At 45.9% G+C, this 22873-nt stretch carries 17 protein-coding genes; 12 read left to right on the top strand and 5 right to left on the bottom strand.

All coding sequences use genetic code 11. The features are described from left to right. The 3 genes from ACK8OT_RS17540 to ACK8OT_RS17530 form a co-directional block, all read left to right on the top strand. Positions 1-539, top strand: a 539-nt coding sequence (locus ACK8OT_RS17540) for a hypothetical protein (RefSeq protein ID WP_410197803.1), incomplete at its 5' end; no start/stop codon positions are given. 81 nt (positions 540-620) lie between these two features. Continuing rightward, the gene (locus ACK8OT_RS17535) at positions 621-1052 is read left to right on the top strand and encodes a DUF6228 family protein (protein WP_410197802.1); all 432 of its coding nucleotides are present in this window, start codon (positions 621-623) and stop codon (positions 1050-1052) included. 77 nt (positions 1053-1129) lie between these two features. After that, a complete protein-coding gene (locus ACK8OT_RS17530; RefSeq protein WP_410197801.1) occupies positions 1130-1573 on the top strand; it encodes a GNAT family N-acetyltransferase in 444 nt (147 codons plus the stop codon). Between the two features lie 432 nt (positions 1574-2005). Here the strand turns inward: ACK8OT_RS17530 and ACK8OT_RS17525 are convergent, their stop codons facing one another. The 3 genes from ACK8OT_RS17525 to ACK8OT_RS17515 all read right to left on the bottom strand — a co-directional run bounded on the left by ACK8OT_RS17525 (position 2006) and on the right by ACK8OT_RS17515 (position 8535). Beyond that, positions 2006-3379, bottom strand: coding sequence for a glycoside hydrolase family 18 protein (locus ACK8OT_RS17525; RefSeq protein WP_410197800.1), 1374 nt, complete (start codon positions 3377-3379; stop codon positions 2006-2008). A gap of 726 nt (positions 3380-4105) precedes the next feature. Further along, complete coding sequence (locus tag ACK8OT_RS17520) at positions 4106-5584, bottom strand: glycosyl hydrolase family 18 protein (protein WP_410197799.1); 1479 nt, start codon at positions 5582-5584, stop codon at positions 4106-4108. Positions 5585-5763: 179 nt separating this feature from the next. Beyond that, positions 5764-8535, bottom strand: coding sequence for a glycosyl hydrolase family 18 protein (locus ACK8OT_RS17515; RefSeq protein WP_410197798.1), 2772 nt, complete (start codon positions 8533-8535; stop codon positions 5764-5766). 326 nt (positions 8536-8861) lie between these two features. Between ACK8OT_RS17515 and ACK8OT_RS17510 the strand changes: the two genes are divergently transcribed. Beyond that, the gene (locus ACK8OT_RS17510; protein ID WP_410197797.1) at positions 8862-10502 is read left to right on the top strand and encodes an AMP-binding protein; all 1641 of its coding nucleotides are present in this window, start codon (positions 8862-8864) and stop codon (positions 10500-10502) included. Positions 10503-10600: 98 nt separating this feature from the next. On the opposite strand, the gene ACK8OT_RS17505 is transcribed toward ACK8OT_RS17510, so the two are convergent. Further along, entirely contained in the window at positions 10601-11110 is a 510-nt protein-coding gene (locus ACK8OT_RS17505) for a glycine cleavage system transcriptional repressor (RefSeq protein ID WP_410197796.1), read from the bottom strand. A 361-nt stretch (positions 11111-11471) separates the two neighbouring features. Here ACK8OT_RS17505 and ACK8OT_RS17500 point away from each other — a divergent pair, with 361 nt between their 5' ends. Together ACK8OT_RS17500 and ACK8OT_RS17495 are read left to right on the top strand one after the other, a co-directional pair. Then, on the top strand, positions 11472-12518 hold the full coding sequence (locus ACK8OT_RS17500; protein ID WP_410197795.1) for an alpha/beta hydrolase-fold protein: 1047 nt from the start codon (positions 11472-11474) through the stop codon (positions 12516-12518). A gap of 106 nt (positions 12519-12624) precedes the next feature. After that, entirely contained in the window at positions 12625-13551 is a 927-nt protein-coding gene (locus ACK8OT_RS17495; protein WP_410197794.1) for a polysaccharide deacetylase family protein, read from the top strand. 13 nt (positions 13552-13564) lie between these two features. Here the strand turns inward: ACK8OT_RS17495 and ACK8OT_RS17490 are convergent, their stop codons facing one another. Then, entirely contained in the window at positions 13565-15070 is a 1506-nt protein-coding gene (locus ACK8OT_RS17490; protein WP_410197793.1) for a YifB family Mg chelatase-like AAA ATPase, read from the bottom strand. 484 nt (positions 15071-15554) lie between these two features. Here ACK8OT_RS17490 and ilvG point away from each other — a divergent pair, with 484 nt between their 5' ends. The 6 genes from ilvG to ACK8OT_RS17460 all read left to right on the top strand — a co-directional run bounded on the left by ilvG (position 15555) and on the right by ACK8OT_RS17460 (position 22651). After that, positions 15555-17201: an acetolactate synthase 2 catalytic subunit gene (gene ilvG / locus ACK8OT_RS17485; protein WP_410197792.1), complete on the top strand. Its 1647-nt coding sequence runs from the start codon at positions 15555-15557 to the stop codon at positions 17199-17201. Continuing rightward, a complete protein-coding gene (gene ilvM / locus ACK8OT_RS17480; protein ID WP_410197791.1) occupies positions 17201-17473 on the top strand; it encodes an acetolactate synthase 2 small subunit in 273 nt (90 codons plus the stop codon). The genes ilvG and ilvM overlap by 1 nt, the downstream gene beginning before the upstream one ends. Before the next feature lie 131 nt (positions 17474-17604). Beyond that, positions 17605-19452 carry a dihydroxy-acid dehydratase gene (ilvD, locus tag ACK8OT_RS17475; protein WP_410197790.1) on the top strand — a complete coding sequence of 616 codons (1848 nt, stop codon included), beginning with the start codon at positions 17605-17607 and terminating at the stop codon, positions 19450-19452. 297 nt (positions 19453-19749) lie between these two features. Next, positions 19750-21282 (top strand): threonine ammonia-lyase, biosynthetic, encoded by a 1533-nt coding sequence (gene ilvA / locus ACK8OT_RS17470; RefSeq protein WP_410197789.1) that lies wholly within the window; start codon positions 19750-19752, stop codon positions 21280-21282. Between the two features lie 90 nt (positions 21283-21372). Further along, complete coding sequence (locus ACK8OT_RS17465) at positions 21373-21594, top strand: hypothetical protein (RefSeq protein ID WP_410197788.1); 222 nt, start codon at positions 21373-21375, stop codon at positions 21592-21594. 196 nt (positions 21595-21790) lie between these two features. Continuing rightward, positions 21791-22651, top strand: a complete 861-nt coding sequence (locus ACK8OT_RS17460) for a hypothetical protein (protein ID WP_410197787.1) — start codon at positions 21791-21793, stop codon at positions 22649-22651. The last annotated feature ends 222 nt before the right edge of the window (positions 22652-22873 follow it).

Here is a 22873-nt window from a genome sequence, read left to right as displayed (position 1 = left end):
GGCATTTAAACGGAACAAAAACAGTTGGTTATGTTTCGTGCCTCAACAGTATAACCAACTATTTTTGTCCGCTTAATACGGCGTTAAGAGTTAAGATGAATCGTTTACTATATCTACTATTATTTGCTTCCATTAGCGCTACTGCAGGTGACTTTAGCAGCCCGGAAAGTGCAATTAAGTCACTGGAGGCAGCATACGCCAATCAGGATATGCAGAAAGCGATGGAAGCCCGAGATTTTCACGCTGAAGCCTATTTAATGATCGCTGATGTTAACAAGGAATATTTGAGCGACCCGGAAATAATGCTTGAAACAGAGAAAGTGTTAAAGCTCGGCTTTCAAACTGAAATGAAAAATGGCTTGCCTGATTTCTCTGGCGTTGAATGTGTTCTTAAAGACAAAGAAACACTAAAGAATAACGTCGTTCGCTTTGTTGAGATATGTAAATTTCCCGGTGGTGGTCAATCTAAGCAGTATGTGCATGCTTATAAAGGAAAAAATGGCTGGAGGTTTGTAGCATATGTTGGCAATAACCCTTAACAATTCCAGGCAGCAACGTTCGCTGCGCTCACTGGACCTCGCAAGCTCGGCCGCTGCTGGCGGGCGTTAGAAGGTAGTCGCATGGATGAAGTTTTACTCAAGGGGGAGAAAGGAATTTCAGTGTCTTTTCACTCGCCTGAGGTAAATTTGCAAGGCTGGCTTGAGAAGTATTCTGTTACTATTTCTGCTAGATCAATGACTGCGACCGTACAGGTGGAAAATGCACTATATGGTACTAATCCTGATGATTTCTTTGAGCGTGTTTCAAATGAGTGGCAGGGTTGGAATGGAAAGAAGGATTGGGCTTCAATAGAGGGTGAGTTTAGCCTCGCTGCAAAATCAGACTCTACCGGCCATATTGAGGTAACAACACGTTTAGAGCCCAGCTTTTATGTACCGTGCTGGTCTTCTGAAGTAACACTAATAGTTGAAGCTGGGCAACTAGAGCCGCTGTATCGTAAATTTAAGGCGTTCTTTTATCCCTCTTCTAACAAGGGGAGTCACGCAGACTAGTTTTAAGCTGCTTTCGCTACTCGCTCAATCAACTTAAAACTAGCTGGTGCTACCGGCGTTAGCATTCAGGTGAACTTATGAGTATTCGAGTCGCAAATGAAAATGATGTTCCCAAAATATGCACTCTAGTAAAGTCACTTTCATATTTTTATTTGGAAAGTGATAAAGCAGAGTTGCCGAATTGGTTTGCTGAGACACTCACCACCGAAGCTTTTCAAAATAGAGTTCAGAGTAATGAATATCATAATTTTGTTTACGAAGCGGATGATGAAATTGTGGGTTATTTAGCGTTAAAAAATAATAGCCATTTGTATCACCTATTTGTTTCTGAGTCATATCAAGGCAAAGGGATTTCTAGGTGTTTGTGGAGTCATGCGTTAGAAAAGTGTGTATCTGATATTTATACTCTTAGATCTTCGTTGTTTGCCGTTCCAATCTATAAAAAGTTTGGTTTTAAGGTAATCGGTGACGCTGGTGAAAAAGATGGAATTGGGTATCAAACCATGGAACTACGGCTGTAAAATGCTAGTTAGGAGTCTAAATCTAGCAAAAACAGTTTGTTACGTTTCGATTCGCTACACATTATAACCCACGATTTTTGTCCGATTAACGCGGCGTTAGTGCGTCAAGCGAAGCTTGATGCATCTTGCAGGGTGCAAGTCCCTGTCGGGTAAGGTTTAACTCAGAATACTACGGGACAACCACCACTTTTTGCACTAATTTGCGTCCCCCTGTTTCAAGCACGAAGCGCACCAGTATCTAATTTAAGACAGTAAAAGAGGTGATGGTCTGGAAGCTTGGTTCAAAATGAAAGTTCAGTTTGTGCTGCAAGGGAAAAGTTGTTCGAGGAATAAAAAAAATCCTTTCCCGGTGAATGGGCCTACACCGGGAAAGGGCTCCTGGGATCAATAAGGGAGCAAAGTATAGCGGTGAGGCTAGTGCCTCACAGAAAGCTATTTGGTTTTGTGGCCTAGGCCTTTGTTCATGGCGCGCAGTAGGGTGCCGTCGTCTTGAGTGATTTCCCAAGAGAAGATGCCGCCGTAGCCTTGGTCAACAACGAATTTACCTTTGGCTTCGATTGAGCGTGGGTCATCAAAGCTGATAAATGCGCCGGTATTCTTGTTATAAACGTAAGCCGCTTCCGCTTCTTCGTCATAACCGTATTGGTAACCGTTTTGGTCAACAAATTTGTTCATGATATCTTTGTAAGAGAAGTAACCCGCTTCACCTGTGTCACTGGCGTGAGCCTTACCTTCGGTACCACTTTCTGGGAATTTGGCTGGGTCTTCCCATTTAGCGCCTTCCCAACCACGGCCGTAGAAGGCTGCGCCCACGACTAGTTTGTTCTTCGGTACGCCCGCGTTTTCTAGGGTTTTCAGCATGGTATCCACACCCATACCCCAGAGAGTGTCTTTCGTGGTGTGCAGGTTAGTTAAATGACCTACCTGAGGGCCCCAGCCGCCAAAGAAGTCATAAGTCATGGCATAGATGTGATCCATGTATTTTTGCGCTTCAGCAAAGTCGATATTCGCTACTTTGCTTGGGGTGCCGTTTACTGCGGCAGAAAGCTCGTATTTGCGGCCAGTTTTTTCGCTTAGCTTATCTAGCTCGGCGCGTAGTTCTTTCATCAATAGGGTAAATACTTCACGCTCGTGGGCTTTCTCTTCCTCAGTAAGTGAGTTGCCACGCCAGCTAACGTGAGAGTTATCTTCACCGCCTGGGTATTCCCAGTCGATGTCGATACCGCCAAAGAAATCGTACTTAGCAATCAGTTCTACGGCCGTTTTTACAAACGTTTTGCGACCTTCTTCTGATTTGGCCATGGCGCGAAATGGTTCAGACATGGTCCAGCCACCAAATGAAGGCAAGATGACAAGGTCTGGGTTTTGCGCATGGATTTTTTTCAGCTCACCAAAGTGGCCATAGTATTCTTGTGGCTCAGGATTTTTATCAAAGCGTACATCTAATGCGGCTTCGGTATCGACCACGGTCGCTGTGAAAGGCTCTTTACCTTTACAGTTTTCCTCGAGCATTTTCTTGAGGCCGTCATTCACATAATTGTGCGGGGCACACATAGAAAGGAAAGCGTAAATAACGTGAGTAAGGTTTTTAACTGGGATATTACGAACGGTGTAAACATCACCTTGTAAACGCCAATCTGGGAAATAGCTGGCAACTACTTTACCTGAGGTATTTGGGGTTACTTTATAAGGCTTAGCTTTTGGTGCTTGTACGTAGCGATGGTTTTCTGAACTTTCAGCTAGTGCCGGAGTGGCGGTTGCTGCTACCAGTAAGCTGGTTAATAACGAAAGTTTAAATTTGTTCATTATTCGCTTCCCTTCTAATCCTAGTCCGTTGTCTTGGTAGATGCATGTTGTCAGAGATAGCCGTTGAAAAATAGTGGAGTTAGGTTAGGTTTTCACGAAAATAATAACAATCACATAAAAAACAAACTCTTATGGTTTTTAGAGGGCTGATTGTCATCACGCATGGATCGTGACTAGCAGCGTTTTGTGAGCAGGGTAGTTTTTTGTCTTGTAAAGTTTTTAGCAGCGAATGAAATGCAATTTGTTGCAAAGCTTACTTTTCAATGAATTAGTTTTTTTGTACCATGAAATGATCGCATTACAATATGAAGTGAAATATCTTTATATTTTAAATCAGTTAGTTAGTGTTTTTCTTTCCAGCTTTTTTGTCCTTGGTTTGGTTCATCAAATTTCACGAAAATGGCGATAACCAGATCAAGTTAGCTGAAATTTTCGAGTCGATTGAGTAAATAACCGTAAGAAACTTATTCCGTATATGTGCATTTATTCAACTATTTTGCATATTGAGTGAACCCTGGTTAGCTATTGGTTACTGGTTACTGGTTACTGGTTACTGGTTACTGGTTACTGGTTACTGGTTGCTGGTTACTGGTTGCTGGTTGTTGAGTGTTGGCTATAGGTTGCTGGCTGTTTGCTGTTGAGATTAACAAAGCATGTTAGACGATTTCAGTAGACAAAAAAAACGGAAGCTATCAGCTTCCGTTTCGATAGGAGGTAACTAAACCGTTATAGGGCTTTCCAAGGTCCCCATTGTGCCACACCTGGCTCTTCACCTTGCGTCCACCACTTAGCTTCGTATGTTGTGCCATTATGGCTGACCTTATCACCAGATAAGTAGATACTGGTGGCTATCCAAGCATCTTGAGGCGCTTGGCTTGGCACGATAGTTGGCTCTGCTGTAGGTTCTAAAGTAGGTTCCACAGTGGGTTCAACCGTTGGCTCTGCCGTTGGTAGAGGTGGCTCAGCAGTGGGGAAAGGTGTTGGCTCCTCCGTTGGCTCAACTGTTGGTGTGACTACGCCATCTAAGGCTTCCCAAGGCCCCCATTGCGTGCTGCCAGGCTCAGTGCCCTGTGTCCACCATTTGGCTTTGTAGGTTTTTCCTTGGTAAGTGACGATATCACCAGAAAGGTAAACAGATGATGCATTCCATTCGCCACTCGGTTCGGTTGTTGGGATTGGAGTCGGCTCTGTCGTTGGCTCGTTTGTAGGCGTTACGGTTGGCTCAATCGTTGGCTCTTGTGTTGGAATGATGCCACCGGTGCCACATTCGCCTGTGCCTGTGTTGTTAATAACTTCATGCATCGCCGTGAGCAATGAATATTGGTTAGGGGCATCTTGGGTTAGTTCCCAGTTCATGATACCACCTGCTTGCTCTAGAGCTAGCTTGGTCTTTTCTTTGATCAGTGGAATACCATTGTAGTAACCACCGCCTGATTGATCACGACAGGCTGCTGTTGGGTCGGCGGTAACGATGTCACGGTATTTTTGCCAAGTTGGGCGAGCATAGAAAGGCACACCTAGCACAATTTTCTCTTTGGCTAGGCCGCGACCACTCCAGTAATTAATCGATTCAACGGCCACTTGGTAGGTTGAATGATCGCTATTGTTGGCGTCGTATGCCATTAAGTTTAAAAAATCGATGTCTTCAAATACCGCATTCTCAACACCTGCACCTGTGTAACCATAGGCAACAACGGCAGCCGTTAAGAATTTACCCTTAGGCTTAAGCGCCTTGCTTAGCTCATCCATCAATAGTGTATAGCGCTGTGCACTGGCACCTGGATCTGGGTATTCCCAATCCATGTCTACGCCATCAAGATTGTATTGCTCAACAAAGGCCATGACGTTATTGACGAAATTAGCACGGCTGACAGGGTTGGCGGCTAGGGTTTCAAAAGCGGAATCATTACCGCCATTCCAACCACCAATGGCAATACCGACTTTGACGTTTTCGGCATGTGCGCGGCTTACGAGATCAATGAGTGTTTGCGGCGCATCGATAGGCTTAAGTGAACCGTCGGCGTTTGGCAGTAAAAAAGAGTAGTTGATGTGGGTAAGTTTGTCGTACTGAACTTCAGCGGTAGAGCCCTGCCACGAAGGGTAGTAGCCCACGACTTTAAAATCTGCCGCACTCGCAGCCACTTGTGCAGAAGTACCCAATAGAGAAGCAAACGCAATGGCTTGCGCTAACTGTTTTAATTTCATAATAACCATCCTTGTTATGTTGTGTTCTTAGCTATCCTTGCCAAGCTCGAACATGATTACAGATGGCGACCAAATTGTGAACAGATAGTATTAACTAGGGTCAGGATTTGTGCGTAAGTTCGAATTTTTATGCAGCTTAGCAGGCCCTTCAGACGTCGACTAAGCCGCATGGTATTCACTTATCGCGAGTTAAACCAGTGTGGGAAGTGTTGCTTGAGCACCGGCACATAAGGTCGTGCAATGGGCAGGCGTTTGTCATCAATTTCCACTTCATATTTAAGTTTGGTTAACTGATGTACCTTAACCACTTTTTTCGGGTTGATTAACCAAGAGCGATGGATCTGCAATAACACCTCGTCATCAAAGTAAAGTTTGATGGTTTTGAGGCGCAAGGTCAGATAGATAGGATCTTTCTTATTGGGTAAATAGATGCCGCTGTAACCCTTTTCGGCTTTGATATATAGCAGCTTATCTTTGCGTGAAGCTATGTCGTATAACTCGGACAAGAGCTGAGGCTCTTTAGTTATTTCATGCAGTTGGCGGCGCACCATTTGTATTTGGGTGACTAAGCTGTGGAAGTAGTAAACGTCATCTTCGGTGAGAGGCTCTTTACTATAGAGTTCAAAGCTAAATTCACCTAAATCCGGATGAGCTATGGTGATATTGTCTTGATGATCTTCGTCGTCAGCTTCGTTACTGTGAATAACGCTTTCGCCTTGGTAGACCTTTACCGTAGGTTTGCTAGGGTCATTAATGAATACCTCGAAGGCTTCTTTGATTAGCTCATTAATGTCTTTTAGCTTGCAAGCTTGAGATGAAAAGGCTTGTAGACTCTGTAGACGCTCATTCGCCGTTTCAAGCTGAGTTTGCGGTGACGCTTTATGATGAGGATCGGCCGGCAGCACTTTGACTTTCGGTGTTGGTAGCAACGGCGGCTCTGCTTGTTGTAATAGCAAATGGCAGCTATGTTGTTTCGCTTGTGCGTCAAATTTTATTTCCGCGCAAAGTGAGCTAACACATTGCTTTATTAAGGATATGTTTGGCATTTGAGCTAAGCTCACCACCGGCGGAGCGCCTTCGGTTAACATGCTAAGACAAACTTTTCCCCCTTGTGGGATGGAGCTAAAGTAAATCTTCTTACCGTTATCGCAGTTATCGCTCGCCCAAGAAATGAGGGTAATCAACAGCTTTTGCAAATACACAGGATCGGCTATGACGGTGGTGTTTTCGTCTAACTGTGTGCTATCTATTTGTACGCCCTTGTTGTCAATATAGGGCAGTAAAATGTTGGTGCTAACATTTAGAATTTCTTTAAAGTTTACTGGGCCTAGCTCAGCATTTCTTGGGCTGTGAGCTAATGTTGTGTCATGCAGTAAGCTATGAACTAAATGGTTAACCTCCAAGCCTGTTTGACCAATATGATGCAAACGTTGCTGGCTTTCTTCGGCTAATAGACTTTGATGGTCTTTAATTCGTTGCGATAACGCGGCTATCCCCTGCAGTGGGGTGTTAAGTTGTTGTAATTGAGACTTTAATTTAAGGTACTGATCTCTGTCTTTGACATCCGCTTCTTCCTCTTTGTATTGAATATACTTCACTCGTATCAATAGCAATATCATCAACAAGGTAAAGGCGATGGTCAGTAAAATGCGTGTTTTGTAATTGGTGTAAAATAACTCAGCTTGAAACAAGATGGCTTGCCACGGGTAAATCGCCGCATAGGTTTGACGGATTAAGGAATCTTGCCCTTTTAGATCGTTATGCACTTGGCGAATGGCTATGCCTGCGAGGCCTAGTTGTTCCATATAAGCAATTTTTTCAGCCAGAGAGTCTTCACTCTCATAGCTGACAAAGTGGCCGTCATTTTTGTCTGGATTGAACAACCACGAGGCCTTAGCGTTATGATCCCAATGCTTTTGATAAGCAGGGTTATCCAAAAAGCCGACTAAATGGCCGCGATTATAAAGGCCTGTTCTACCCGAGCTTGTGGTATCCCAACTGCCCCAGCTAATGTCGCCTGCTAATTGGTATAAGCCATTATCTTGGCGAGGAACTTGGTCCCAAGCGGTGGCAAAACTCGCGATATTAACCACAATTTTTTCGGCTGGAGCCCCTTGCTCGATAATACTGCGCACGGCTATATCAACGGAGTTCGCTTCGGTGTTGGTTTCGCTGAAGCGTTTTTTAACGTTAGCAGTGAGGTAGAGTGGGGTAATATGGTTGGCGAGCTTGGTATCTTCCCAATAGCCATGCATGTAAGCAGTTGAAAGGCTAATTAAATCAAGATATTGGCTTGCTTCTCTGACTTGCCAGTTTTGCTCATACCCGACGGCGGCAGGTATGGTGCTAATTAATAAGTACTTCTTGCGATCTTTTTGCCCTTCAAGGTAAAGCTGTTCATCTAACTCAGCCAATAACAGGGTGAAGTTTTGTTTATCAGTCTCTAGGCCGTGTTGTTTAGCGCGTTGCGTAGCAACAGGAAAATTCCAATCTATTTCAATACCATCAAATTGGTAGCGCTTCATAAATTCAATGGCTGATTTAGCAAAGTCTTCGCGTAGCTCAGGGTCTGCCGCAATGTTGGAGTAGTGCTCGGATCGCCCCCAACCGCCAATCGAAATAATGGTTTTTATCTGTGGATAGAGCTGTTTTAGGCTGACCATTTGGCCAAAGTTACCACTGAAAGGTAAGTTTTCATCGGCATCAGGGTATTGCAAGTTGAGGTCGGCGTATTCATCGCCTACCTCGACCGTGCCATCAGAATCAAATTTAGCGCTTTGGTAAACAAGGTGCGTTATTTGAGTGCCAGGGATATCTTTGATGTGATAATTCGGACTGTAAATTCCCCATTGCTTGTAGTACGCCATGATTGCTGTGCTTTCGGCAGCAGCAACTAAGCCTACGTACAACAAATTGCACATTAAGGCTAAAATGATCCACAAAGAACGCATAATGACTTGCTTCTTCCTTATTAATAGCTTGTAGAATAACAGTTTTATTATTTTTATATGCGCATTAAAAACTAGCCAGCAGGCATAAGCAATTACAGAATCGGCCTGCTGTGATCTTCCTATCGAAATGTGGCCATTTATTGTGCATTGTTATTGTATCTCACTGTAATCAGGCTGCGGCAGTTGTTGCAAGAGCTGCTTAGGTCTAGTCTTAGCAAACGCTGAGCTAAGGTTTAGTTAAGGTTTAGCTAAGGTTTATTAAAGCGAGTTGCGTTCTGCCTAAGATCTCCTAAGATCGGCGAGATATTAAAGGTTAAGAGAAAATTATGACGTTTGAACACCCTATAGCAGCACTACAATATTGGCAGCAAAATGAGCCGGAGCGGATCTACCTAAGACAGCCTCAGGGTGATGAGTTTATTGAATACACTTGGCAGCAGGTGGCTCAACAGGCGAGATGCATTGCCAGTGCGCTTAAAGCTATGGGGTTTGATCCGGGTGAGCGGGTTGCGATTTTAGCGAAAAATAGCGCGCAATGGTTTATTGCTGATTTAGCCATTATGCTGGCGGGCTATGTCAGTGTGCCAATTTATCCGAGTGCGAGCAGTGAAACCATTCACTATATTCTCAAGCACAGCGAAGTGCGGGCCATTTTTATTGGCGCATTAGATAATTGGGCAGACCAAGAAAAAGGCATAGAAAGTGATGTCGTGCGTATTGCTATGACCGCCGATACTATGCCTGCTGCATTGCATTGGCATAAGTTAGTGCAAAACAATGCCCCCATAGATTATCCAGTGGAGCTAAAGCCGGATAATAAAATGAGCATAGTTTATACCTCAGGAAGCACAGGTGAGCCTAAGGGCGTGGTGATGAGCTTTGCCAGTTATGCTAAAGCGGCCTATCACCTAATTGATGTTTTGCAAATCGAGTCCCCCGAGCGGGCTGTTTCTTACTTACCTTTAGCCCATATTACCGAGCGCGTTTATGTGCAAGGCTCATCTTTGTTTTCTGGCCTAGTGACAGTGTCCTTTGTTGAATCCTTGGCAAGATTTAATGATAACTTACGTGCCATCAAACCTACGCTGTTTCTTTCTGTGCCACGGTTATGGCTGAAGTTTCAGCAAGGTATTTGGCAAAACCTCCCGGCGAAAAAGCTCAATCTGCTGCTCAAGTTACCGTTTATCAATACCATGGTGAAACGTAAAATTAAACAGGCCCTGGGTTTGGAGCACGCGCGGTTACTTGGCTGTGGTTCGGCGGCCGTGTCGCCTGAATTACTGCGCTGGTACGCTAAGTTGGACATTAATATTTGCCAAGCTTGGGGCATGTCTGAAACCTTAGCTTATGGCCCCCTTAATGTGCCCTTTAATCCCGATAAAATAGATTCCGTGGGTAGAGTTGGCCCGGGTGCAGAGATTAAAGTATCGGAACAAGGAGAGTTGCTGTTTAAAAGTGACGCCTTAATGGATAAATATTTTTTACAGCCTGAACTAACGCGGCAGTTTTTCACTAAGGATGGCTACATTCATACCGGGGATAAGGCTGAAATTGACGCAGAGGGTTATGTGCGTATCACAGGCCGGATCAAAGATATCTTTAAAACGGCGAAAGGCAAATATGTGATGCCCGTGCCGATAGAAGCAAAATTTGAAGACTCGCCCCTAATTGAACAAGTTTGTGTGGCCGGTGAAGGATTAGCTCAGCCCATCGCTTTACTGATTTTATCCGATGGAGCCAAGTCACTGACCAAAACAGATGCCGAAGCAAAACTTCACGAGTTGTTGGTTCATATTAACGAGCGCTTGGAATCTCATGAACGCTTGGCGCACTTGTTGGTATTGAGCGATGCATGGACACCTGAAAATGGGCTGTTAACGCCGACCTTGAAAATCCGCCGACATAAACTTGAAGCCAAGTATCAGGCGCTGTTTGGTGATTTGGCAGGGGAAATTATTTGGCACTAATCAGGTGCAGGTGCAAAGACTGAGCCTTCGCCAAGCCTTCGCCTGAGGCGAAGGCTGGTTAACATTATTGGTTCCCGTTGAGTGCTTTCCGTTAGTGCTTAGGCTACTTCGGCGGCTTCAACTCTAAAGTCGCTAGAAAGTTGTTCTAACTCGGCGACTAACATATCTTTGCCCATATCCACGGGTACCATCAGGGTCATTTCGGCAATGAATACGGTACTGCCTAAACCTATGACGCCAAAACGATGGTTTTCCATGTGTTCAATGGCTACGCCCTTACTATCAAGAAAATGTGTAATATCGCTGATAATACCTGGGCGATCGTTGGCTTCAATTTTCAGCTCTAGTTCCTCACATTCTGTCACTGTCACTAGTTTGATTTCTGAGGTACTGACATGAAAATTAGGGATACTGTTAAAATCCGCTTTGAGTGCGGAGAGGTTCTCGCCTGGAATATCAATTTTGATGATCCCGGCTATTTGTCCTTCTAAGCGGCTGATTTTACTGTCAAGCCAGCGTCCTTCTAGCGCATGAGTTTTGCCTGCTAACAGTTTTAGTAAGTCGGGGCGGTCCTCGCCAGCAATCGTTGCTATAAATTGTGTGTTCATCTTTTTCCCCTTAGGCTAGAAGATTAGCTTAGTTATTTAACTACTACTTTTTGAGTGGTTAGTAGCCATACAGTAACAACTTTTAACTCAATTATTCGTGATCTTGTTCAATTAACCCGTTGACGGGAAAGAATTATTAAATTCCCTTACTAATTATAGCTGAACTTTAACTAAGCCAAGCTGAATCAAAGCTTAATCGCGAAATCAGATGGCTCGAACGTTAAATATGTCATTTATTCTGTCTTTTTGTTGATCTTGAAGTGATGTTTCTGGTGATAGCGTTAATTCCGTTAAAGGCTATTGGCAACCCAGGTTTTTAAGGCTAGTTGTTTAACATGCGATTAACATGGGAGGGTGAGTCATGGGCCAAGCAATGCATAAAGCACAACATGGTTTTGACAAAACACATATCTTGCATATCTTGCAATTTGTTAAATCAAGCCTAATCACGATGTTCTTACTTTTTTGGCTAGTCAGTAGCTTCATCAGTAAGGCTTATGGCGCGCCAACCGCAGCGGGTAAATTAGAGTTGTTAAGCGTCGTTGCAACGTCATTGGCAGGCAATGGAGTTGCAACAGACGTTAAACAGGAGTTGATGGTTTATTTGCCGCCAAGCTTTCAAGGGCAGCCAAACAAGCGCTATCCGGTGGTTTATTGGTTACTTGATTTTAACCAAGGCATTTACGCCATCAAGGAGCTGAAAGCGCAGCTCGATTTGTGGTTTGCTCGCCCAGAAAACCAAGAGTTTGTCTTAGTTGCAGTGACAGGAACCAATAAGTTGGGTGGCAGCTTTTATCTCAATTCTACTTTGACTGGGGCTTGGCAAGATTATTTGCTTTGGGATCTCCAACCTCAAGTGGCTCAGCAAGTTCGCGTGCGAAGCGATCAATTCGGGGTGGCTTGGATTGGCTTTGGTATGGGCGGCCTTGCTGCTTTAAATCTTGGCTTACAATATCCAAGCCAAGCAAGCATAGTGGCTGCGTTTAGTCCTATGGTGATGGAGAATCGGCTGATGAAGCAATTTCTCCCTCAGATCCCTCGGCCAGTTTTACACGCTTATGCTGCCGTGGTCACGCCGACGGAAGGTGAAGAATACGGCGTGTTACCTCAGTTTGATGATAGCGAGGCGGATCTTGAAATCCAACAAGCTTGGTTTGCAGGAATGGCCAATTGGGAAGAGAAAATGGCGCTATATTTTCGCGAATACCCAAATAGCCGCATCTTACTCGGTTGCAGTAGTGGAAGTGCGCAAGGCTTTAGACAAGGCTGCGAAGCACTACATAAGGCCTTTGAAGTGAGTTATTTAGCACACCATTATATTAGCTATAGCGGTGCTTCAGAGGCGATTTGGCAAGCTCAATTTAAGCAAAGTGCGCTGCCTTGGTTGCAGCAAAACTTGCAGTTTTAGGTTGCCGATATTAAATTGCGGATAAAAATTAGTCATAGTTAATAAATAGAATAAATACAGCTAACATTGATTTATGATTATTGAAAAGCATCAATAGCGAGTGCTGATGAACAACACCTTACTCACTGAGCTGGGTTTTGCTGCAAACGACAGGGTTGTGCTGTTTCACTGTGATGATATCGGCATGAACCATGGCAGTATTCAAGCCTATCAAGATATCAAAGACTTTGGCATAGCGCGCTCTGGCTCTGTGATGGTCAACTGTCCTTGGTTCTTATCGGCGGCTAATCTCGCTAAATCGAATCAGGATGCGGATTTAGGCGTGCACTTGATGTTGACCTCGGAGTGGCAAGAATATCGCTGGCGACCCATATCTGGGTTAAATGCTGATAGCGGCTTGCTTGATCAGGACGGTTTTTTTCATCGCAGTGAATATGATTGTTGGTTACATGCCAAACCTGAAGCCGTAGAACAAGAGGTTGTCGCCCAAATTGAAGCCGCATTGCAACTGGGCATGCCGATTAGCCATCTTGATTCCCATATGTTCGCCATGCTTTCGGCAAAAACCTTGCCGATTTTTAGTCGGATTGCGCAGCAATACCATTTACCCATCATGGCTATGCACTGTGATTATCTTGAACGAGTGCCGCAGTTTATTGAACATACTCAAATGCAACGTACTCAGACCCCGCTTGTTCCTTCGTGGCCTGAAGTAAAAACCACGGCGCAGCAAATGCAGCAACAGGGTATTAAGCTATTTGATAACTGGTGTAGTTTGCCTTTCAATAATGCAAGTGATCGCGTTGCTCAAATTAAACAGCAGTTGGCTGAATTCCCAGCAGGTGTAACCTTTTTTATGCTACATCCTTCCCTCGACACGCCTGAACTGCGCGCGATTTGCCCTGGCGTTGAATGGCAAATTCGGGTGGCGGACTATCAAGCTTTGCTGAGCCAAGAGCTAAAAAGCTATATCCAGCAGCAAGGTATTCAGCTTATCTCATTTCAAGAAATCAAGGCGTTAATGGTTCGCTAATGGCTGGTGTAACTTAACGCTGCATACTCGCTAATAGGCGCTCCATGGCACGATAATTCAGTGCTTCGGCTAAATGTTGGCGGTTGATGTGTTCTACTTGCGCTAAATCGGCAATGCTGCGGGCGACTTTTATCAGGCTGTGCCAAGTGCGCACGGATAGTCCTAGCTTTTCAATCGCGTTTTCTAAAAACTCGGCATCGGCTTGTTGCAGGGGACAAAATTGTTTTATATCGGCCGCTGTTAAATGGGCATTTAACTTGTCTTGGCGCTGTAATTGGATGGCTCTACTGACTTCTACGCGAGCCTTAATGGTGGCACTGGATTCACCTTCTTGGCTGGTTTGACTTAGGCTGCCCTTGGGTAAGAGGGGGATCATCACCGACAGATCAAAACGATCAAGCAAGGGGCCAGATAAACGCTGTAAATAGCGTTGGATTTGATCGGGTGTGCTGCGGCATAAGTCGCCTTGATGATACCCGCAAGGACTGGGGTTCATAGCGGCAATAAGCTGAAATTTAGCGGGGAAATTTAATCGCGCGGTGGCTCTGGAAATGGTGATTTGTTGGCTTTCCATCGGTTCCCGCAAGTTATCTAAAATGACGCGGGAAAATTCCGGTAATTCGTCTAAAAATAAGATGCCATTATGACTTAGGCTTATCTCGCCCGGTTTTGGTTTTCCGCCACCCCCCACCAGCGCGGCGGCTGATGAGCTGTGATGGGGCTGGCGAAAGGGACGTGATTGCCACGCCAAAGAGGGTACATCGCTAATGGAATAAATGGCGGCGGTTTCTAAGGCTTCGGCTTCGGTTAAGCTGGGCATAATGCTCAAAATGCGATTGGCCAGCATGGTTTTGCCCGTGCCAGGCGAGCCGACCAACAACAAATGATGCCCAGCGCTAGCGGCGATCTCCAGTGCCCGTTTGCCTTGATACTGGCCTATGATGTCGGTTAAATCACCATAGTCACCGGCGAAACAAGGAACTTGATGCTCGGGGGCGTTGGCTAAGTCACCTTGGCCGCAAATAAAACGGCAGACCTGCAGTAAATTAGCCGCCACCTTGTGCTCGCCTTCGACGCAACTGACTTGTTCGGCATTAGCCTCGGGCAAGACTAAGGTGCGCCGTGCTGCCCGCGCCGCCATAGCGATGGGGATGATGCCTTTGCAAGCCCTTAATTCCCCCGACAAGGCCAGCTCGCCGTAAAATTCATACTGGGAAAAGTGAGTGGCGGGTATTTGGCCGGACGCAGCCAAGATCCCCAGTGCGATGGCGAGATCGAATTGGCCGCCATGTTTTGGCAAGTCAGCGGGGGCGAGGTTAACGGTTAAGCGTGAGCAGGGAAACTCAAACTGGCTATTTTGGATGGCGCTGCGCACCCGCTCTTTCGCTTCTTTGACGCTGGCTTCGGGCAGACCAACCAGATTAAAAGCGGGCAGCCCTCTTCCTAAATGAATTTCGACTGTCACTTCGGGGGCATCTATCCCTAATAAACTGCGGCAATTAACAATTGCAAGTGACATGATTTGCTCCGTGGCTGGCTTAACATCCTCTCATTCAGTATTGGTCAGATATTGATCTGAGCAAAATTAATGGGGAATTTTTTGGATAATTTTAATCAAAGGGGGGATCGGGCTAATTGAGAAAATGCCTTGCCGATCTTTTGTGTATTTTAAAATAATTAGATTTATCCACTGCTAAATCTAGATTTACTTATATTTCATGGTTGACAAAGTGGCTTAACCCTGAGGGAAATGAGGTTTTCCTGCTGCTTGCCTGTGTTGATGCTTATCTCGGTTTATGGTAGTTATGTAGTCAGTTTCTAGACAATTTCGTGACTGAGTACTCAATGTTTAAAAAAATTAGCCTAATTATTCTGGTCCTAGTGGTGGTCATTCAGCCATCGCTCGGGGGAATGTTGGCTAAGAAAAAATAACTCAGACAAACATTTTAAACCCCCGACCCGCCAAGGCTCGGGGGTTTTTTTTTGACTTAGGATGTGTGGTTATGAACGGTGCCCATTTTGTTGTTAAGGCATTACAGCAGCAAGGCGTAAAACAGGTATTTGGCTATCCCGGTGGTGCCATCATGCCGGTTTATGATGCCTTGTATGATTGTGGTGTAGATCATTTATTGTGTCGTCATGAGCAAGGCGCAGCGATGGCTGCGATTGGTTATGCTCGCTCTACTGGCGGTGTGGGGGTCTGTATTGCCACCTCTGGCCCCGGCGCCACAAACCTGATTACCGGGCTTGCTGATGCCTTATTAGATTCGGTGCCGATTGTTGCCATTACTGGCCAAGTGGCATCGCCATTAATTGGCACCGATGCCTTCCAAGAAGTAGATGTGTTAGGCATGTCGCTATCTTGTACCAAGCACAGCTTTATGGTGCAAAGAGCCGAAGACTTAGGCTCGGTTATTGCGCAAGCCTTTGAAGTCGCTCGCTCGGGTCGTCCAGGCCCAGTTTTAGTGGATATTCCTAAAGACATTCAACTAGCCGCCATTGAACATGCCTGTATTAGTCACGAAGTGACCGAGCCGGATGCGCCTGCCGCGACAGATATTGCGGCCGCACGTGAGCTTATCAGCCAAGCGAAGAAGCCACTGTTGTACGTCGGCGGTGGGGTTACTTTGGCTCATGCCGAAGCCGAGCTACGTGATTTCTTGGCGAAAACAAAAATGCCGAGCATGACCACCTTAAAAGGCATAGGCACTATCGCGCCCGAGCAGTATGGCTTTTTAGGCATGGTGGGTATGCATGGCACTAAGGCTGCGAACTACGCGGTACAAGAAGCGGATTTATTGGTCGTTGCGGGCGCACGCTTTGATGATCGAGTTACCGGTAAGCTAGATGAATTTGCGGTCCATGCGAAAGTCATTCACCTTGATATCGATGCCGCTGAATTAGGCAAATTACGCCACCCCGATGTGGCTATCGCGGCGGATTTAAAACAAGTGCTGCCGCAATTGACAATGCCTTTGGATATCGCCCCATGGCAACAGCACACCTTAGCCATGAAACAAGAATACCAATGGCGTTACGACCATCCGGGTGAGGCGATTTATGCGCCATTATTATTAAAACAGCTGTCAGACATGGCACCAAAAAATACCGTGGTGACTTGTGATGTTGGCCAACACCAAATGTGGGTGGCTCAGCATGTTGAGTTTGATAGTCCACGCGATCACCTTTCTAGCTCAGGTCTTGGCACCATGGGCTTTGGTGTTCCTGCCGCGGTAGGAGCTCAAGTCGCACGCCCTCACGATACCGTGATTGCGGTGTCGGGTGATGGCTCTTTTATGATGAATGTGCAAGAGCTGGGCACCATTAAGCGCCGTAAATTGCCGGTCAAAATTTTACTGATCGACAACCAGCGTTTAGGCATGGTGCGTCAATGGCAAAAGCTATTCTTTGAAGGTCGCTACAGCGAAACAATTTTGACCGATAACCCCAATTTTGTTGCCCTCGCGGCAGCGTTTGATATTCCGGGTGAAACCATCGTCGTGAAAGAACAGGTGAAACCCGCGCTAGAGCGCCTGCTAAACAGCGAAGGCGCGTACATCTTGCACGTGGCAATCAGCGAAGAAGAAAACGTGTGGCCATTGGTTCCCCCAGGTGCGGCCAACGATAAAATGATGGAGGAATGTGAATAATGTTACATCATCTTAGTGTGACGGCTGAGCACAGCCCTGAGTTATTAGAGCGTGTATTACGCGTGATGCGCCACCGTGGTTTTAGCGTGCAAAATATGCAAATGGAGCTAGATCCAGAATTGCAGCAAGTCCAGCTACAGGTAGCGGTAGCCAGTGAGCGCGCTATTGTGCTGCTGACCAACCAGTTAGCCAAATTGATTGGGGTAACAGACGTTGCGCTATTAGAGCAAGCGGCTAGCGTTAAAACGGAAGCTAAGCTGGTGGCTATTTAATTATCTGGTTGCTGCTTTTAGCAGTGGGAAAAACAAGACAACCAAGCCCTATTCGATTATGTTAGGGCATATTTATTCAGTGCTAATGCGCTAAATACGCAAATTTAATATGAATGTGAGAGAGTATTGTTATGCCTAAGTATCGTAGTGCAACGTCAACTCATGGACGTAATATGGCTGGCGCAAGAGCCCTTTGGCGCGCCACGGGAGTTAAAGATGATGATTTCGGTAAACCTATCATTGCCATTGCTAACTCTTTCACCCAGTTTGTTCCAGGCCACGTTCATTTAAAGGACATGGGTCAATTGGTGGCGCGCGCCGTTGAAGAAGCGGGCGGTATCGCCAAAGAATTTAACACCATCGCGGTGGACGATGGTATCGCCATGGGCCATGATGGCATGCTTTACAGCTTGCCTTCACGCGAATTGATTGCTGATTCGGTTGAATACATGGTCAACGCGCACTGCGCCGATGCCATTGTGTGTATTTCTAACTGTGACAAAATCACCCCAGGCATGTTAATGGCGTCAATGCGCTTAAATATCCCCGTGATTTTTGTTTCTGGTGGCCCAATGGAAGCGGGTAAAACCAAGCTTTCCGATCAAATCATCAAGCTAGACCTAGTTGATGCCATGATCAAGGGCGCTGATCCAACGGTTTCTGACGCAGAAAGTGAGCAAGTGGAGCGCAGCGCTTGTCCAACTTGTGGTTCATGTTCTGGTATGTTTACCGCTAACTCAATGAACTGTTTAACCGAAGCATTAGGTTTAGCGCAGCCGGGTAATGGCTCTATGCTAGCGACTCACGCCGATCGCGAAGGGCTGTTTATCAATGCGGGTAAACGTATTGTTGAGCTAACTAAGCGTTACTACGAGCAAGATGACGAGTCGGTATTACCGCGTAACATCGCTTGTCGTGCTTCGTTTGAAAACGCGATGGCACTGGATATCGCCATGGGCGGTTCAACCAACACCATTTTGCACTTGTTGGCTGCGGTTCAAGAAGGCGGTATCGACTTTGACATGGCCGATATGGACGAAATGTCTCGTCGCATTCCCCAGCTTTGTAAAGTGGCGCCATCCACTGCGCTTTATCATATGGAAGACGTACACCGCGCAGGTGGCGTTATGGCGATTCTTGGCGAACTCGATCGCGCAGGCTTGCTTAACACCCAAGTGCACACCGTATTAGGTATGACCATGGCAGAGCAGCTAGCGAAATATGACATCATGGTAACCCAAGACGAAGACGTGAAGAAATTCTACCGTGCGGGCCCTGCGGGCATACGCACTACTAAGGCCTTTAGCCAAGATTGTCGCTGGGATACGCTGGACGATGATCGCGCTGGCGGCTGTATTCGCTCGATTGAAAACGCTTTTAGCTTAGAAGGTGGCCTAGCGGTATTAACGGGTAACCTAGCGGTGGACGGCTGTGTGGTGAAAACCGCCGGTGTTACCGATGACAACTTTACCTTCCGCGGTCCTGCGCGCGTATTCGAAAGCCAAGACAGCGCAGTAAGCGGCATTCTAGGTGGTGAAGTGTTAGCGGGTGAAGTGGTTGTGATCCGCTACGAAGGGCCAAAAGGCGGTCCGGGCATGCAAGAAATGCTTTACCCGACTACTTACCTTAAATCCATGGGCTTGGGCGCGAAATGTGCTCTGATCACCGATGGACGTTTCTCGGGCGGTACTTCAGGTCTATCTATCGGCCACGTGTCACCAGAAGCGGCATCGGGCGGTGAGATTGGCTTAGTACAAAATGGCGATATCATCGACATTAACATCCCAACGCGTTCGATCAAGCTAGACGTGCCTGCGGGTGAGCTAGCGGCGCGTCGTGTAGCAATGGAAGCCAAAGGTAAGCTGGCTTGGAGACCTGAGAGCCGTGAGCGTAATGTTCCGTTATCACTAAAAATTTACGCTTCCAATGCCTTGTCTGCCGACAAAGGTGCGGTGCGTGATAAATCCAAGTACGAGTAAGCAGTTTAGGCTTGGTTGAAAGCGCTTTTCATCGCGTACAGCCTACAATAAGATGTAAACAACTGATGTAATCAACTTAGGGTCGGCAACGGCCCTTTTTTGTCTACGCGGATTGTTATCTTTTGCCAATTTAGCGCGAGCTTCGCAACACGCCGTTAACCCATTCATGGGGGCTTGAGACAAAGCATCCTTGCTTTGTACACTTGCGGATCCCGCGCCAAATTGTCTATAGGTGATATTCAATCGCAGAAAATGCGTTCCAATGAGTAACAATGGCTAACAGCTAACGAGGTAAAAATGGCAGAGCAAGTAAATAACGCAGCAGAATACTTAAAGAAAATTCTCTTGGCGCCGGTTTATGAAGCCGCTGTTGAGACCTCACTGCAGCCGTTAAAAAAGCTCAGCCAGCGAATTAATAACCAAGTGTTGCTTAAACGCGAAGATCAGCAGCCTGTGCATTCATTTAAATTACGCGGCGCTTATAACAAATTGGCCTCGTTATCCGATGCGCAAAAAGCCCAAGGTGTGGTGGCGGCTTCGGCCGGCAATCATGCGCAAGGGGTGGCGATGTCTGCCTCTAAAATGGGCATTAAAGCCATTATTGTGATGCCGCAAACTACGCCAGAAATCAAGGTTTCATCGGTACGTGAGCTAGGTGCTCAGGTCGAGCTGATCGGCAATAGCTTTGATGAAGCTAGCCAACATGCCAAACAATTGGCTGCCAACCAAGGTTATACCTTGATCCCGCCGTTTGACGATGCCGAAGTGATTGCCGGACAAGGCACGGTAGGTAAAGAGTTACTTCAGCAAGATACCCACTTAACCCATATTTTTGTGCCCGTGGGCGGCGGCGGACTCGCTGCTGGCGTGGCGGTGTTTGTTAAGCAGTTAATGCCAAATGTCAAAGTGATTGGGGTTGAATCACAAGATTCTGCTTGCCTAAAAGTGGCGCTAGAAACCGGTCAGCCTACCGAGCTGGAAAAAGTCGGCCTCTTTGCCGATGGCGTGGCGGTGAAAACCATCGGCACCGAAACCTTTCGTTTGTGTCAGCAATATTTAGATGAAGTGATCACCGTCAGCACTGATGAAATCTGCGCCGCGGTAAAAGATGTGTTTGAAGATACGCGCGCCATCTCCGAGCCTTCTGGCGCGCTGTCATTAGCCGGTTTAAAGCGTTACGCGCAAATGCATCAGCTAACGGGGCAGCGCATGGCGGCCATTTTAAGTGGCGCTAACATGAATTTTCATAGCCTGCGTTACGTATCCGAGCGTTGTGAACTGGGTGAGCAAAAAGAAGGCGTATTGGCGGTGACCATTCCCGAGCGTACTGGGGCGTTTTTAGAATTTATCAATATGCTTGGCGGTCGCGCCATCACCGAGTTTAACTACCGCTATGCCAGCGACCAACAGGCCAATGTGTTTGTCGGCGTGCGCATCCCGGGTGGTTTTGATGAATTGCATCAGCTATCCGAAAACTTGGTGCAAGCGGGCTATCCAGTGGTGGATTTATCCAACGACGAAATGGCCAAATTGCATGTGCGCTACATGGTGGGCGGACGCCCAGATCGCGCCATTGAAGAGCGTCTATTCAGCTTTGAATTTCCCGAACAGCCGGGCGCGTTAATGAAGTTTTTACAAACCTTAGGTACCCGATGGAATATCACTTTATTCCATTATCGCAACCACGGCGCCGCCTATGGCCGCGTACTCGCTGGCTTTAGTTTACCAGCGCAGGATAACGATGAGTTTAATAGCTACCTAGATAAACTGGGCTATGAAGTAAAAGAAGAGACGCAAAACCCAGCGTATAAGTTGTTCTTATCTCGTTGATTTATTATTGGTATTTCTTGGTGAGAGTTATAGTCTAACTGGCAATAATTTAGTCAGTTAGACAAAATCACCATCAACAAGGAGTGTCAGATGAAATATTGGATAGTGTTACTGCTAATCAGTGTAGTCAGCTTTGTTTCTGCTTGTCTTTATCGTGCTTTGAGTTCGGAAGTTGCCCCTTATCACGACATCATGCCTTTGCTCGCTATCATTTCGATGTTGGTTTTTATTATTTGCTGTATTGCCTTAGGCGGTGGCAACTATGGTGGCCGCAAAATAGAAGAATGCAAAGGGTTCGACGACGCATTTTAGGGGCTCTATATACTCAATCAACTTATAAAATTCTTTCTGAAATCAAACATCTCCAGATTGATTGGGTATAAAAGTAATTAAAAACATTCATGCCTGAATTTGACTTTTTTGGTACTTTTTTATTATTTATCAGGTTTTTTATTTTATTTCTTGCTAGAATCCGCCGCGAAATTATTGGAGTTTTTTTGAGGGATTTATGAATAAGACGATTTTGGTTGTTGCACTGTCATCTGCTTTGGTTGCTTGTGGTGGTTCGGGTGGTTCTGGAAGTAAAGATGGTGCCATTGTACTTCCTCCCGTTGAGGCGAAAGTGGCAAAGTTAGATCAAGAGACGTCCTACCAGTTTGCAGAAGCTGTCTTATTTGATCACGATTTACGCAAGGAAATCAGAAGTGTATTTAATATGTACCAAACTGCGCGTAATGTAGCAACAGAAGACTGTAGCCAGGGTGGTAGTGTAAAAATCTCTGCGGATGGCAATGACACTAAGGGTACAGTGACGATGCAGTTTAATGACTGTAAAGAAGGAAGCCCTGTGGTGATTACTTCTGGCGTTATTAAAATAGTGGCTGAAGATAAGAATAGTGATGGCACCATTGATTATGCTTCGTCTAGTTATAATGATTTTCGCGTCAGATCGGAAGAGTCCTCATATGGCCTTGATGTCACGACGAAAGGCTCTTTGGTTTACAGTCGTCAATCTGGGATGCGATATCAAGAAACGGCTAACACTCAATTCATAGATAACGTACTCAATGAAACGATTGCCTTAGAAAATGTGAAGCTAACCTTTGATTCAACCTTTAGTAATGTCGTGCCTGTCTCTGCCTCGGGTAAGGCTGTGAGTACTGTGGATGGTTCAGTGACCATAGGCTTCGATAGCGATAATCAGGGTGTTACCTTTACAGGTGATAACAGTAAGCTGCTCGTGAAAAAAGATGATAGTAGCTATTTCTCGACTGTTTCGTTAGAGCTTGATAGCGACAATGATGGCTTGATAGATCATCAAGGCGAATCAGATAACTTTAACGAAGATGCCGCAACTTGGTTGTATTAATCAACTAAGTTAAACAAGGGTCATCACAGGTCGATTGACTGCGATGGCCATATTGCTAAAGGCCGCAGTACTTTTTGCGGCCAGATTTTACCGCTAAATTCCCCCCTAAATAGCAAACCCAAGCGTCTTTTTTCTCGATAAATTTTTTGCGCGGCAATAATTTGCTTGTTGGTATAGCAAATTGAGGTACGTTTTCCCAGTTATGATGGTGTTAATGAAAAT

This window comes from Motilimonas thetidivivens, from assembly GCF_046452435.1.
In the GTDB taxonomy this organism is placed as follows: Bacteria; Pseudomonadota; Gammaproteobacteria; order Enterobacterales; family CBDFNC01; genus Motilimonas.
Note: the sequence above shows the minus strand (reverse complement) of the source record. Positions and strands in the feature narration are given on the sequence as shown.

Excerpts from the sequence above, each read along its gene's own strand:
- ACK8OT_RS17495 (WP_410197794.1), top strand. The coding sequence starts at position 12,625 with ATGAACAACACCTTACTCACTGAGCTGGGTTTTGCTGCAAACGACAGG.
- ACK8OT_RS17460 (WP_410197787.1), top strand. The coding sequence starts at position 21,791 with ATGAATAAGACGATTTTGGTTGTTGCACTGTCATCTGCTTTGGTTGCT.
- ACK8OT_RS17525 (WP_410197800.1), bottom strand. The coding sequence starts at position 3,379 with ATGAACAAATTTAAACTTTCGTTATTAACCAGCTTACTGGTAGCAGCA.
- ACK8OT_RS17520 (WP_410197799.1), bottom strand. The coding sequence starts at position 5,584 with ATGAAATTAAAACAGTTAGCGCAAGCCATTGCGTTTGCTTCTCTATTG.
- ACK8OT_RS17515 (WP_410197798.1), bottom strand. The coding sequence starts at position 8,535 with ATGCGTTCTTTGTGGATCATTTTAGCCTTAATGTGCAATTTGTTGTAC.
- ACK8OT_RS17505 (WP_410197796.1), bottom strand. The coding sequence starts at position 11,110 with ATGAACACACAATTTATAGCAACGATTGCTGGCGAGGACCGCCCCGAC.
- ilvG (WP_410197792.1), top strand. The coding sequence starts at position 15,555 with ATGAACGGTGCCCATTTTGTTGTTAAGGCATTACAGCAGCAAGGCGTA.
- ACK8OT_RS17535 (WP_410197802.1), top strand. The coding sequence starts at position 621 with ATGGATGAAGTTTTACTCAAGGGGGAGAAAGGAATTTCAGTGTCTTTT.
- ACK8OT_RS17530 (WP_410197801.1), top strand. The coding sequence starts at position 1,130 with ATGAGTATTCGAGTCGCAAATGAAAATGATGTTCCCAAAATATGCACT.
- ACK8OT_RS17465 (WP_410197788.1), top strand. The coding sequence starts at position 21,373 with ATGAAATATTGGATAGTGTTACTGCTAATCAGTGTAGTCAGCTTTGTT.
- ACK8OT_RS17490 (WP_410197793.1), bottom strand. The coding sequence starts at position 15,070 with ATGTCACTTGCAATTGTTAATTGCCGCAGTTTATTAGGGATAGATGCC.
- ilvM (WP_410197791.1), top strand. The coding sequence starts at position 17,201 with ATGTTACATCATCTTAGTGTGACGGCTGAGCACAGCCCTGAGTTATTA.
- ACK8OT_RS17500 (WP_410197795.1), top strand. The coding sequence starts at position 11,472 with ATGGGCCAAGCAATGCATAAAGCACAACATGGTTTTGACAAAACACAT.
- ilvA (WP_410197789.1), top strand. The coding sequence starts at position 19,750 with ATGGCAGAGCAAGTAAATAACGCAGCAGAATACTTAAAGAAAATTCTC.
- ilvD (WP_410197790.1), top strand. The coding sequence starts at position 17,605 with ATGCCTAAGTATCGTAGTGCAACGTCAACTCATGGACGTAATATGGCT.
- ACK8OT_RS17510 (WP_410197797.1), top strand. The coding sequence starts at position 8,862 with ATGACGTTTGAACACCCTATAGCAGCACTACAATATTGGCAGCAAAAT.